Source organism: Hippea maritima DSM 10411, from assembly GCF_000194135.1.
Lineage (GTDB): Bacteria > Campylobacterota_A > Desulfurellia > Desulfurellales > Hippeaceae > Hippea > Hippea maritima.
In genome coordinates, this window is the sequence record NC_015318.1 from 559,222 (window position 1) to 572,319 (window position 13,098).

The following is a 13,098-nucleotide window of genomic DNA, read 5'->3' on the forward strand; positions in this document are numbered from 1 at the left end:
AAATATTATTTAATTATTGAAAGCTATTACACTTATAAAGTGATATTTACAAAAAAATCTCTCAAAATATGCTGCAAAAGGATTTTTTATAGTTGACAAATGTATTAGAAAGTTATATTAAATATTCTGTAATTTGGAAGGCAAAGTTAGAGGTAACTTTTTATTTAAAGTAGGAGGTTTTGGTTATGGCTTTTAAGAAGAAGCTTTTTAGTGCGGCAATGGCTGCAGGTTTGGTTTTTGGTGCGGCTAATATCTCTAATGCAACAAACGGATATTACATGATAGCAACAGGTGCTAAATCGTTGGGCATGGCAGGTGCTGTTGTTGCAAACCCACAGGATGCATCAACGATTATTCAAAACCCAGCAGGTATAGCATGGCTAAGAAACACAACATTTGATATTGGTGCTGCAGCGTTTGTTCCAAAAAGAAAAATAAATGGTTATGATAGTGATTCTAATCTTTATATGATTCCATCAGCTGGTTTTGCTTACAATCCTATGGGTTGTAATTGTGGCACACCACACTTTGTCTTTGGTATAGGCATGTATGGTGTTTCAGGTATGGGTGTAGACTGGTATGATAAAAATGGGATTACCTCCCAGCTTTATAAAGCTTGGTCTAATATGGCTATGATGGAGATGTCCGTAGGTGGTGCTTATAGAGTAAACGACCAATTATCTATAGGTTTTGCTCCAGTTTTTGTTTATCAGGCTATGGGGCTTGAATATGATTGGAAGAATGGTAAAGTAGACTCTCTTGATACAACAAGTGCGTATGGAATTGGATTTGATGCTGGTATAGTTTATAAATTGAATGATATGATTCAGCTGGGTCTTGTTTATAAATCAGAAAGATGGATGCAAAAGTTGGAGTGGAATGTTAGTGGTAGCAACAATCATTATATGATAGCTTCAAATGCCGACAAGGTTAAAATGAAGCTTAATATGCCTCAGCAGATAGCTTTGGGTATCAACTTTAGGCCTATAGAACCCTTAAGGCTTGAGGCTGATGTTAGGTGGATTAATTACAGGCATGTTATGTGGGAGGTTCCAACAACTGGAATGATACGACCAACTTGGAATTTCCATTGGCACAATCAGTGGGTTTTTGCCTTTGGTGCTGAGTATCAGGCTACAAAGGCTCTAACACTCAGAGCTGGATTCAATTATGCAAAAAGTCCAATTAAGGATGAAGATTTGGTTAATAATATTGTTTCTCCCGCTATAGTTGAAACTCACGCAACTGCAGGACTTAGCTATTCATTTACTAAGAACATTGGGATATCTATGGCTTACTCTCATGCTTTTGAGCATAAACAAACGGGTAAAGATAATGGGGGACAACAACCTATGACTATTAAGATGCATCAAGATACAGTTGCATTCCAATTAACTTACACTTTCTAAAAAACACTATCCTCCTAAACAAAGTTGGCCGGCTTGTCCGGCCTTTTTTATTTGAATTATTTTTCCCATAGATATAAAATTGCCCGTTAGAATAAAAAAGGGGGTGAGAGATGGGTAAGTATTTTTATGCCCTTACTGTTATAGGAAGAGACAAACCCGGTATAGTGGCTGCTATCTCTGAGGTTTTGTATAAAAAAGGAATCTCTATAGAAGACTCAATATCCACTTTACTTGGAGATCAATTCACTATGACGCTTATAGTATCATCGGATACTAACTACGGCGTGCTTGAGTTGAAAAAGGCCTTTGCAAAGGCAAGAAAGGATTTGGAGTTAAGCGTTTCACTAAGAAGGATAGATAAGGATGAGGCTACAACTAAGGAGCCTGAAAATTTATACAGTGTATCGGTCTATGGAGCTGATAGGGTGGGTATCGTTTATGAAATATCCAAGGCCTTTGCAGACAACCAGATAAATATACTGGATCTAAGAACCAGGCTGACAAAGGGTGAGCCTCCTATGTATGTTATGATTTTAGATGTGGATTTACCTAAGGATATGGATGAGGCTGTCTTTAAAGATATACTTGATAATGTGTCTAAAAAGATTGATGTTGATTACTCCATTAGAAAAGTCGAAACCTATGAGCTTTAGGAGAGCCTATGCCTGTTAGAGATATAGTGATTTACCCCGACCAGAGATTGAAAGCTATTTGTGATGAGATTAAAAATATAAATGATGAAGCATTGCAAGTTGCCAAGGATTTATTAGAAACTATGAGATATTACAATCATACCGTGGGTATAGCAGCACCCCAGATCGGTGAGCTTGTAAGGATTATAGCTGTTGATGCATCAAAGAACAAAAAAGGGCAGAAGATAAACCACGGCGAGCTTATTATGATAAATCCGGAGATTTTGGATTGGAGCAGTATAATAAAAACAAGAGAAGGTTGCTTGAGTGTCCCAGATTACACGGGCAATGTTAACAGGGCAAGAAAGATAACCGTAAAATATTGGGATTTAGATGGAAAAGAGCATCAGTTTGATACCGAAGGTTTTGAGGCTGTTGTTATTCAGCATGAGATAGATCATCTGGATGGTATACTGTTTATAGATAGGATTATCTCAAAAAGAACTGATCTTTTCAGGCGAAAAAATTACGGCTAAATGGGAATATTCAAGCTAAAAAGTGATTATGAGCCTGCTGGTGATCAACCTAAAGTTATAAAAGAACTTGTAAATAACCTAAAAAGCGGCGTTAAGTATCAGGTTTTATTAGGTGTTACAGGAAGCGGAAAAACATTTACCATTGCAAATGTTATAGCCCAGATTGACAAACCTGTTCTGGTTATATCACACAACAAGACACTGGCTGCTCAGCTTTACAATGAGTTTTCCGCATTTTTTCCAGAAAATGCTGTTGAGTATTTTATTAGCTATTACGATTACTATCAGCCCGAGGCTTATGTTCCAAGAACAGATACCTACATAGCCAAGGATTCATCTATCAATGACGAGATAGATAGATTAAAACAAAAAACCGTGATGAGTCTTTTGACCAGAAGGGATGTAATTGTTGTAGCGAGTGTTTCCTGTATATACGGGGCGGGTGAGAAGGAGGATTACTCAAAACTTGCCTTTTATGTCAATGTGGGCGATAAACTCTCGCGCAAAGATATACTTTCAAACTTTGTTGAGCTTTTGTATGTAAGAAACGATATAAATTTTGAGCGCGGCACATTCAGAGTTAGGGGGGATGTGATAGATATATACCCATCCTATATGAGGAATTTGGCTATAAGAATAGAGTTGTTTGATGATGAGGTGGATAGGATTGTAATGTTTGACCCTCTTACCAATAGGGTTGTTGAGGAGAGAGAGTCTGTTGCGGTATTCCCTGCTAACTTTTTCATTACAACAAAAGAGAAAAAAGAAAGAGCTATAAAATCGATAAAAGAAGAGTTAAAAGAAAGGATTGAGTATTTCAAAAGCAGGGGTAAACTGCTTGAGGCTCAAAGGATAGAGGAGAGGACGAATTTTGATATTGAGATGATAGAGCAGACCGGCACCTGCGCAGGTATTGAAAATTACTCCAGACATTTTTCAAAAAGAGAACCAGGTCAGCCACCAGGGACATTGATAGATTACTTTGGAAATGATTTTTTGGTTATAATAGATGAATCCCATGTTACGCTTCCTCAGCTAAAGGGTATGTACAGAGGGGATTACTCCAGAAAAAAGACGCTTGTTGATTACGGATTCAGGCTGCCCTCTGCATTGGATAACAGACCTCTTAAGTTTGAAGAGCTCATGGAAAGATGGGATCAGGTTATCTTTGTCTCTGCAACCCCTGATGAGTTTGAGGTTAACCTATCCAACGGTGTTGTTGTTGAGCAGATTATAAGACCCACAGGCCTTATGGAGCCGCCTGTTGAGGTTAAGCCTATGGATAATGCTGTGGATGATCTGTATTCTGAGATAAAGGCTGCAACGCAAAAGGGTGGTAAGGTTTTGATAACAACGCTAACCAAAAGGATGGCTGAGGATTTGAGCGAGTATTACAACGAGCTGGGTTTGAAAACCAAGTATATGCATTCTGAGTTAAACGCTATAGAGAGGGCAAAGATCATAAGCGATTTAAGGAATGATAGGTTTGATTGCATTATCGGTGTTAACCTTTTAAGGGAAGGGCTTGATATACCTGAGGTGAACTTGGTTGCTATATTGGATGCAGATAAAGAGGGTTTCTTGCGATCAACCACGAGTTTGATCCAAACGGCAGGAAGGGCGGCAAGGAATGCAGAATCCAAGGTGATATTCTATGCAAACAAAATGACAGATTCAATGAAGAAAGCTATTGATGAGATAAAAAGAAGGCGCAAGATTCAGGCAGAATACAACAAAAAGCACGGTATAGAGCCCAAAACGATAGTAAAATCCAAAGATAACAAGATGCTTCAGATGTGTAATCTGGATTATATGGATACTTTGGAGGAGTTTGATGTTGGTGTTAAACCCAAAGATATACCAAAGAGGATAAAGCAGCTTCAGAAGCTCCTAAAGGATGCGGTTAAGAAGATGGATTTTGAATCTGCTATAAAATACAGGGATGAGATAGAGAAACTCAAAAAGCTTGACCTTGAGGTTTAAAGCGTTATTATTTAATCAGCTCTTTTTGTGGGGGGTAAGATGCTTAAGCTTGAAAATATAAAATATTCCAAAAATTCCAATGAGATCATCAAAGGTATAAACATGGAGTTTGAAGAGGGGAAGATTTACGGCATAGTGGGAAACAACGGCGTGGGTAAATCTACAATTGGTTATATTATTATGGGTTTGTCGGATTATAAGCCAAACGATGGAAGGATTTTGCTTGATGGCGAGGATATAACGCAGTTGGATGTTACCCAACGGGCAAAAAAGGGTATATCGTTGTTATGGCAGGAGCCTGCGAGGTTTGAAGGTATAACGGTTGAAAATTACCTGAAACTTAACAGGAAGATACCAAGAGAGCAGATAGAGGAGGCTTTGGAGTTTGTCAATCTTGAACCGAACAAATATCTAAAGCGTTTCGTGGATAAGAAACTCTCAGGTGGTGAGAGGAAAAAGGTGGAGCTTGCAAGCTGCTTGCTTCTAAAACCGAGGTATTTGATAATGGATGAGCCAGACAGCGGCATAGATATAATGAGCTTGGATATGATAATAAAGGTGATAAACCGTTTTAAAGAGATGGGAAGCGCTGTTATTGTAATAACGCATAGAAAAGAAATAGCCCTGAGTTGCTCTTATTCATATCTTATCTGTGCGGGTAAGGTTTTCTTGGAAGGCACAAGCGATAAGATAGTGGAGTATTACGAGAAAACCTGTGATACATGCGGCCACATAAATTACCTGGAGGAAGATTAGAATGGATATAGTTAAGGGATACGAGAAAGAGTTTGAGCAGCTTGTTGAGATATATGAGAAAAATACAAACGATAAAAGTCTAAGAAGCCCCGGTGTTGCAACGATAATAGTAAGCGGCAGTAAGGTTGTAGGTCTGAATAGCGTTAAGGGTATGAAGATAACCTCTAAAGAGAGGGCTGATGGGCTTGTAATGATAGATGTTGAGATAGAGGATAACACGATAATTCCAGTTCCTGTTCATCTTTGCACCGGTTTTTTGAAAAAGAGGGGTGAGCAGATACTGAAGTTCAACTACATAATAGGTGATAATGTTAAGGTTAAGTTTAAATCGCATTGCATACTTACAAAGGTTGAAAAATTGCACCATTACATGGAAAGTGACATGTATATAGGTAAAAACTCTTTTGTCGTTTATGAGGATGAGCATTTTCACGATGAAAACGGCGGCGTGTTTGTTGAGACTATAACAAAGATGAAGGTGGATGAGAATTCATATTTTGCAAGTAAGTTCTATGAAACCAAAACGAGGGTTGGAAGGATCAATGTTGTTATGGATATAGAGCTTTTGAAGAATGCAAAAGCCAACCTTGAAAGCAAGATATATGGTAGAGAGGATGATATAATTGATATAAGAGAGGTGTTGAGACTAAACGGTGAGTATTCATCTGGTATTGCCGCCTCGACCATATTTGCTACAGATAAGACCAAAGCCCATGTTGTAAATGAGGCATACGGTAATGCTGCCTATGCAAGAGGTCATATAGAGTGTAATGAGATAGTCAAGGGTAGTGGTGTTGAGGTTTCTACGCTGCCACTTTTGAAGGTTTTAGACGATAAAGCAGAGCTTACACATGAGGCCAGCGTTGGAAGGATAAATCAGGCACAACTTGAGACCCTTATGGCAAAGGGTTTAACAGAAGATGAGGCCGCTGAGTTCATAGTTAATGGCTTGTTGAGCTAATGCTTAAGATTTTATTTTTTATTTTTCTGCTTTTTTTATTTGTAACGATATATTCCTTTAAAAAGCGTGTTGATAATATACTTGATGCTATATTTCCTCCAAAGAATAAAACAAGGCGGAGCAGCAATCAAAATAGCCAGCCTGAGCAGCTTGTAAAATGCGCCAACTGTGGTGTGTATTTGCCAAAGAGCGATGCTGTTAAAAAGATAAAGCTAAATGGTGAGATAATCTATTTTTGTTCAGAAGCTTGCAAAAGGGAGTATAAAAGCAAAAAATGAATTTTCTCATTCTTTCTGCTATTCTTTTGAGCATATCTACACCTTTATCTATTGCACTTGATAATGTAGCCATAGGTGTGGGTCTTTTGGGTCTGATATTGTCTTACAAAAAGCTTAAGCCAAAAGATTTGGATTTTAGGGTTTTGGGTGTTTCAACTGTTGGATTTGTTTCTTCAGTTTTATCTACTGAGCCTGTTTATAGTTTAAAAAATGCGCATTATCTGTGGCACTTTTTACCGTATTTTATAGCTTCAAGATTTGATAGAAAAAAGATAAAATTAATACTTGTTGTATTGGGGGCGGCATCTGCTATTAGTGGTTTTGCCGTTATTTTTCAATCCTTTACAGGTATAAGAATAAATCATGTTCATCTGAATGAGTTTTTAAATATACACATTCTCCATTCTCCTATTAGGTCTTCTGGTGTTTTTGGTAATGCACTAACAACGGGAGGTGTATTGGCGCCATTGATGTTTGTTTATTTTTCCTTATTTTGGTTTGAAGCTGAGAGAAGGTTTAAGATTTATTATTTAATTGTATTTATTTTTGTTTTTCTCGGATTGGTTTTTAATTTTAGCCGTTCTTATTGGGTTGGTGGTTTAGCTGCTATAGTTGTCTTGCCTTTTATTTATACAAAAAGCAGGATTGCGAGAATTACGCCTTTAGCTGGTTTTGTTCTGGCTGCTCTTATGTATATTTTTATTCCTTCTGTGCATAAGAGGGTCCAGAGTATGGTTCATTATAGAAAAGATGTTTCTGCTATGGATAGAATAGTTTTATGGCAGGCAGGAATTGATTTGTATAAAGACTATAATATAAAGAACAAACTTATAGGATGCGGAAGTGGCAATCTTTACAGGCATCTGAAACCGTATCTGATTAAAAGGGTTAAAGCTGTTTTTGGTGATAAAGGCATCTCAGCGCATTTATTTAGTGCTGTTCATAATGAATATTTACAGATTTTGCTCAAATGGGGTGTTATTGGTCTTATTGTCTGGCTTTATCTGTGGGGTTATGTGTTGTATAGGAATGTGATCTTTATAAGAAAAACGGATAATGAGTTTTACAGGGGGATTGTTATAGGTTTGACGATGGGTTTTATTGCCTTTTTGGTAGGTGGTTTTTTTGAGCATAATGTTGGTGATGCGGAGGTTATAATAAGTGTAATGTTTTTGTTAGGACTTAATAAAAATGTGCTTGACAGTATGGAGGGGGAGAGATGAAGTTCTTTTTAGACACTGCAAATGTGGAAAAGATAAGATATTTTGCCGATATGGGGCTTGTGGATGGTGTTACGACAAATCCAAGCCTTATTGCTAAAGAGGGAAGGGATTTTAAGGAAGTAATAGACGAAATAACAAGGATTGTAGATGGACCTATATCAGCTGAAGTTGTGTCAACTGAGTCTGTTGGCATGGTTGAGGAGGCTTTAGAACTTGCAAGAATTCATGAAAATATAGTAATAAAAATACCTATGACAAAAGAAGGTATAAAAGCTACTCATCAGCTTGCCTCTGAGGGTGTAAGGGTAAATATGACGCTTATTTTTTCTCCATCTCAGGCATTATTGGCTGCTAAGGCCGGCGCAAGGTATGTAAGCCCTTTTATCGGTAGGCTTGATGATATATCAACAGATGGGCTTGATATGGTATCAGATATTAGGGCAGTTCTGGATAATTACGACTTTGAGTGTGAGATTATAGCAGCAAGTATTAGACACCCTTTGCATGTGATTGAGGCTGCAAAGATGGGTGTTGATATAGCAACCATACCGCCTGATGTTATGGATAAGTTGTTTAATCATCCACTGACCGATATAGGCCTTGATAAATTCTTGAGGGATTGGGAGAATGCCTTTAAGAAATAGCAGAATCATAGTTGTAGCAACGAATAATAAGCACAAACTCAAAGAGATAAAAGAGATATTGAATGATTTTGAGATACTGCCATCCTCTGCTGTGGTTGATAGTTTCAACCCCGAAGAAAGCGGAAAAACATTTTGTGAGAATTCACTTATAAAGGCTAAGTCTTTGGCTGAATTTACAGATTATCCTGTATTGGCTGATGATTCTGGCCTTGAGGTGTTTTCGTTGAACGGTGAGCCTGGGGTTTATTCTTCAAGGTATTCAAAAACAGGCAAGGATGAGGATAACTTAAAAAAACTCATTGAAAGGTTAAAGGGCAAAAAAGACAGATCAGCCAGATTTAGTTGCTGTATGAGTCTTGTTGTTGATGGTAATGTGATCCAGAGGGAGGGTTATGTTTACGGCAGGATAATAGATCGACCCATAGGGGAAAACGGCTTTGGGTATGATCCTGTCTTTGTGCCTGATGGTTATGATATAACATTTGCCCAGATGAGCCCAAAACAAAAAAATGCCATATCCCACAGAAGAAGGGCTTTAGCCATGATAAAAGAGGAACTGGAGAGAATTTATGGTTAAAAAGAGCATTGTGTTTTTAGCTATTTTATTAATAGGTTTAAATGCTTTGGCTGTTAATCCCAAAAGCTACATAAAAAAAGGCAATATACCCATACATATAACAGCCGATAAACTTACAGCCTTTGATAAAAAAGGCCTTTACATCTTTGAAGGAGGTGTAGTTGCAACAAGGGGGGATGTTAGGCTAACTTCGGACAAGATGGAGGTTTATAAAGATAAAAAAACCGGCGATATAGGAAAGGTTGTATGTATTGGTCATGTTGTTATTACAAAACAGGATAAGAAGGCTACAGGGGATAAGGCTATATATACAGCGTCTGATTCTAAGGTGGTTTTGATTGGGCATGCTAAGGTGGTCTCGGGAAAGAACAATATAACCTCAGACAGGATTATTTATTACCTTGATAGGGATTATGTTGTTTCTCAATCGGACAATAAAACAAAGAGGGTTGAGGTTATCATATATCCAAATCAGAAAAAGGGGAGTAAGTAAATGGTTAGAACACGCTTTGCTCCATCTCCTACAGGTCATCTGCACATAGGTGGGCTAAGAACGGCAATTTTTAATTATCTGTTTGCAAAGGCCAATGGTGGTGAGTTTATTTTAAGGATTGAGGATACAGATAAGGAGCGTTCAAGGGAAGAGTTTACCCAGGCTATCTTAGATGGACTTGAATGGTGCGGTATAAACTGGGATGATATATGTTATCAAAGTAAAAGAAACGGGATATATGAGAAATATTTAAATAGACTCATAGAAGAGGGTAAGGCTTATAGATGTTATTGTTCCAAGGAAAGACTTGAAAGGTTAAAAGAAGAGCAGCTAAAAAGGGGAGAAAACCCTCACTATGATGGACACTGCAGAAACCTAAATGAATATCCAGAAGATAAGCCATATGTTATAAGAGTTAAGCTACCAGAAGATAATATAGATTTTTTTGACCATCTCCACGGCGATATGCATTTTTCTTATAAGGAGTTTGATGATTTTATCATAAGGCGATCCGATGGTTCGTTTATGTATAATTTTACAAATGTGGTGGATGATATAGAGTGTGGCATAACCCATGTAATAAGGGGTGATGACCACCTAACAAACACAGCAAAACAGATTGTGCTTTATAGGTTGTTGGGAGAGAATCCGCCTGAGTATACGCATGTGCCGATGATTTTGGGTGAGGATAAGACAAGGCTTTCCAAAAGACACGGCGCTAAGAGTGTTTTAGAGTACAAACAGATGGGTATTTTGCCTGTGGCTTTGGTTAATTACCTGTTGAGATTGGGTTTTTCATACGGCGATAAGGAGATATTTAGCTTTGATGAGATGGTTAAGTATTTTTCACTTGATAGGCTTAATAAATCTGCTGCTGTTTTCAATCCTGACAAGCTTATCTGGGTAAACTTTGAGCATATGAAGATGATGAAACCTGAAGAACTTCTTAAGCATTTGAAGCCATTTTTGGATGAGGAGTGTTTTAACTTTGATGATAGCTATCTGATTGAGGCTATAAAGACAAGGCAGACCAAAGCCCAAACACTTGTTGAGCTTGCCGATGAGATTAGGTTCTATTGCAAACCTCCTGAGGATTACGATAAGAAGGCGTTAAAGAAGTATGTAAAAGCCAGCACGAGGGAGTATATAATCTCTCTATTGGAGAAGTTAAAGGATGCAGATTTTTCTTCTGAGGAGACACTTGAGGCTGTTTTTGAGTCTGTTCTTGAGAGGTTTGATATAAAGATGGTAAAACTCGCCCAGCCAGTTAGAATAGCTTTAACCGGTAGGGGTATAGGACCTGGAATATACGAGATGCTGATGATTTTGGGGAAAAATGAGACTATTAATCGCTTGGAAAAGTTTTTGAATGCCGTTTTTTGACATTAAAGAAGCGCTCCGCATTTATAAAGAGAGACAGGTGCTCTTGTGGAGCGCTTTTCTTACATATCTTACTGTTTTAAACATAGTACCTTTTGTATACTTTTCTATATTTGTTCTATCTCATTTGCCATTTGTTAGCAAAAAGATACCTTATTTTAAAGGTGCAATTATCAATATTGTTCCTGCTTATTCTGCCAAAGTGAGCCTGTATTTCGACACATTTTTGAAATCGATTGCGTCTATGGAGCTTTTAAATTCAATAATATTTTCATTGTCGATGATGAGTTTGGTGCTTGGTTTCTTTAAGGCTATAAGGTACATTCTGGGTGTTGAAAAGAAAATCAATATATTTAAAACCTTTGGATTTGTTCTTCTAAGTATAATAGCTGTAGGGGTTATAATTACTATTGCTGTGGCCTTAAGGATCGTTATTCCTGTTTTTATGCCTAAGATTGCCGACGCAGTTTATGTCAGGCTTTTGCCGTTTTTTATATGGTTTGTATTTTTATTTGCCCTGTTTTATATAACAAAACCAAGAGAACTTAAATTTTTAAATGTAATAGTTGCTTCATTTGTTACAACAGTTGGAGTTTTTTTACTTAAGGCGGCTCTTGCTGCCTATTTTTCTATATTTTCATATAGTAAGATATACGGGGCTGTTGCTATAGTGCCATCCTTGCTTTTATGGTTATTTTTACTCTGGAATGTGATTCTATTTGGTGTTGTAGTGGCAAAGGTTATAAAAATTTGAAAAAAGTCCTTTTAGGGATATTATTTAGGTGATAATTTTTTTAGGAGGTGCCCCTATGAAGTTGCTGAGACGCCTGTATGTTTTGAGTTTGGTTTTTGTTTTTGTTTTAAATGCAGTTGTTTTTGCCACATGTTTACCTGATATAAGGAGTGTTGCAAAAAAAGCTCTACCTGCTGTTGTAAACATCAGTACAACCCAAATTGTTGAGGCTCCATCAAATCCTTTTGGTTTTGGATTTGACTCTAATGACCCGTTTAATGAGTTTTTTAAGCAGTTTTTCAATAATATTCCTGTAAAAAGAAAGATTCATGCTCTTGGCTCTGGTTTTATAATCTCTAAAAACGGCTATATTCTGACAAATTATCATGTTGTTAGAAGAGCATCCACTATAAGGGTTACGCTACTTAAGGATAAAGCAGTGTATAAAGCTAAGGTTGTAGGGGAAGATCCAAAGGCTGATATAGCATTGATAAAGATAAAACCCAGAGAGGATTTGCCTGTATTAAAATTAGGGGATTCATCTAAACTTGAAATAGGTGATTGGGTTGTGGCTGTTGGAAATCCATTTGGATTAAACGGTACAGTAACTGCAGGAATAATATCGGCCAAAGGTAGGGTTATAGGCGAGGGGCCATATGACCATTTCTTGCAAACAGATGCAGCCATAAACCCAGGAAATTCTGGTGGTCCTCTTCTTAATTTGAACGGAGAAGTTGTGGGAATTAATACGGCTATTGTCGCTGGTGGACAGGGTATTGGGTTTGCCATACCAATTAATATGGTAAAATCTGAATTACCTTATCTAATGAAAGGTGAAAAGGTTAAGAGGGGCTATCTGGGAGTAACGGTTCAGGATTTAACATCGGACGCGGCTAAAGCATTACAACTTAAAAATATAGAGGGTGGTGCTATAATTTCTCAGGTGTTTAAAAACTCTCCAGCTGCTAAAGCAGGTTTAAAACCAGGAGATATTATAGTTACTATAAATGGACAACCTGTTTTGTCGGCAGGCGACCTTTCATATAAAGTGTTTACAATGAAGCCTGGAGTTGTAGTTGATTTTGGCATAATTAGAAACGGAAATAACATGGATATAAAGGTTAAACTGGGCAGGCGACCTACAAGTGAAGAAATGGCCGAGAATATAACCTCTATTTACAAAACGCCATATGGGTTCTCCGTTTCCAATATAACACCTCAACTTAAGAATAAATACGATATAAAGGTAGAAAAAGGTGTGGTTGTTGTTAAGGTTGAACCGGGCTCTTTTGCCTATTCTGTTGGAATACAGCCAGGTGATGTTATTGTAAAGATGAACTACAAGAGGGTTAAAAATATACATGATTTGAAGAAAATAATTAGTAAATCAAAGGATAAAAATGTTGTTTTCTTTAATATTATAAGGGGAACTACTCAGATTTTTGTCACTATCCAGAGATAACCTTCAGGGGCACTATGCCCCTCTTTTTTTA

14 protein-coding genes are annotated in these 13,098 nt (G+C 37.4%); all 14 read left to right on the top strand.

Features of this window, described 5'->3' with window-relative positions; all coding sequences use genetic code 11:
• Window positions 1–185 precede the first annotated feature (185 nt).
• The 14 genes from HIPMA_RS02850 (at window position 186) to HIPMA_RS02915 (ending at window position 13,067) form a co-directional block, all read left to right on the top strand.
• Window positions 186–1,409 carry an OmpP1/FadL family transporter gene (locus tag HIPMA_RS02850; protein ID WP_013681566.1) on the top strand — a complete coding sequence of 408 codons (1,224 nt, stop codon included), beginning with the start codon at window positions 186–188 and terminating at the stop codon, window positions 1,407–1,409.
• Window positions 1,410–1,519: 110 nt separating this feature from the next.
• Window positions 1,520–2,062, top strand: coding sequence for a glycine cleavage system transcriptional repressor (locus HIPMA_RS02855; RefSeq protein WP_013681567.1), 543 nt, complete (start codon window positions 1,520–1,522; stop codon window positions 2,060–2,062).
• Between the two features lie 8 nt (window positions 2,063–2,070).
• Window positions 2,071–2,577: a peptide deformylase gene (gene def, locus HIPMA_RS02860; RefSeq protein WP_013681568.1), complete on the top strand. Its 507-nt coding sequence runs from the start codon at window positions 2,071–2,073 to the stop codon at window positions 2,575–2,577.
• Window positions 2,578–4,560, top strand: coding sequence for an excinuclease ABC subunit UvrB (gene uvrB, locus HIPMA_RS02865; RefSeq protein ID WP_013681569.1), 1,983 nt, complete (start codon window positions 2,578–2,580; stop codon window positions 4,558–4,560).
• A gap of 39 nt (window positions 4,561–4,599) precedes the next feature.
• A complete protein-coding gene (locus HIPMA_RS02870) occupies window positions 4,600–5,316 on the top strand; it encodes an ATP-binding cassette domain-containing protein (protein WP_013681570.1) in 717 nt (238 codons plus the stop codon).
• 1 nt (window position 5,317) lies between these two features.
• The gene (locus HIPMA_RS02875; RefSeq protein WP_013681571.1) at window positions 5,318–6,277 is read left to right on the top strand and encodes a SufB/SufD family protein; all 960 of its coding nucleotides are present in this window, start codon (window positions 5,318–5,320) and stop codon (window positions 6,275–6,277) included.
• Window positions 6,277–6,555 carry a PP0621 family protein gene (locus tag HIPMA_RS02880; RefSeq protein ID WP_013681572.1) on the top strand — a complete coding sequence of 93 codons (279 nt, stop codon included), beginning with the start codon at window positions 6,277–6,279 and terminating at the stop codon, window positions 6,553–6,555. The genes HIPMA_RS02875 and HIPMA_RS02880 overlap by 1 nt, the downstream gene beginning before the upstream one ends.
• Window positions 6,552–7,778, top strand: coding sequence for an O-antigen ligase family protein (locus HIPMA_RS02885; RefSeq protein WP_013681573.1), 1,227 nt, complete (start codon window positions 6,552–6,554; stop codon window positions 7,776–7,778). Before HIPMA_RS02880 ends, HIPMA_RS02885 begins: the two co-directional genes overlap by 4 nt.
• Window positions 7,775–8,422 (top strand): fructose-6-phosphate aldolase, encoded by a 648-nt coding sequence (fsa, locus tag HIPMA_RS02890; protein WP_013681574.1) that lies wholly within the window; start codon window positions 7,775–7,777, stop codon window positions 8,420–8,422. The genes HIPMA_RS02885 and fsa overlap by 4 nt, the downstream gene beginning before the upstream one ends.
• Window positions 8,406–8,999 carry an RdgB/HAM1 family non-canonical purine NTP pyrophosphatase gene (gene rdgB / locus HIPMA_RS02895; RefSeq protein WP_013681575.1) on the top strand — a complete coding sequence of 198 codons (594 nt, stop codon included), beginning with the start codon at window positions 8,406–8,408 and terminating at the stop codon, window positions 8,997–8,999. The genes fsa and rdgB overlap by 17 nt, the downstream gene beginning before the upstream one ends.
• The gene (gene lptA, locus HIPMA_RS02900; RefSeq protein ID WP_013681576.1) at window positions 8,992–9,492 is read left to right on the top strand and encodes a lipopolysaccharide transport periplasmic protein LptA; all 501 of its coding nucleotides are present in this window, start codon (window positions 8,992–8,994) and stop codon (window positions 9,490–9,492) included. The genes rdgB and lptA overlap by 8 nt, the downstream gene beginning before the upstream one ends.
• Complete coding sequence (gltX, locus tag HIPMA_RS02905; RefSeq protein ID WP_013681577.1) at window positions 9,493–10,875, top strand: glutamate--tRNA ligase; 1,383 nt, start codon at window positions 9,493–9,495, stop codon at window positions 10,873–10,875. It begins immediately after the preceding gene.
• Window positions 10,862–11,626 (top strand): YhjD/YihY/BrkB family envelope integrity protein, encoded by a 765-nt coding sequence (locus tag HIPMA_RS02910; protein WP_013681578.1) that lies wholly within the window; start codon window positions 10,862–10,864, stop codon window positions 11,624–11,626. The genes gltX and HIPMA_RS02910 overlap by 14 nt, the downstream gene beginning before the upstream one ends.
• Before the next feature lie 55 nt (window positions 11,627–11,681).
• On the top strand, window positions 11,682–13,067 hold the full coding sequence (locus tag HIPMA_RS02915) for a Do family serine endopeptidase (protein ID WP_013681579.1): 1,386 nt from the start codon (window positions 11,682–11,684) through the stop codon (window positions 13,065–13,067).
• Window positions 13,068–13,098: the final 31 nt, after the last annotated feature.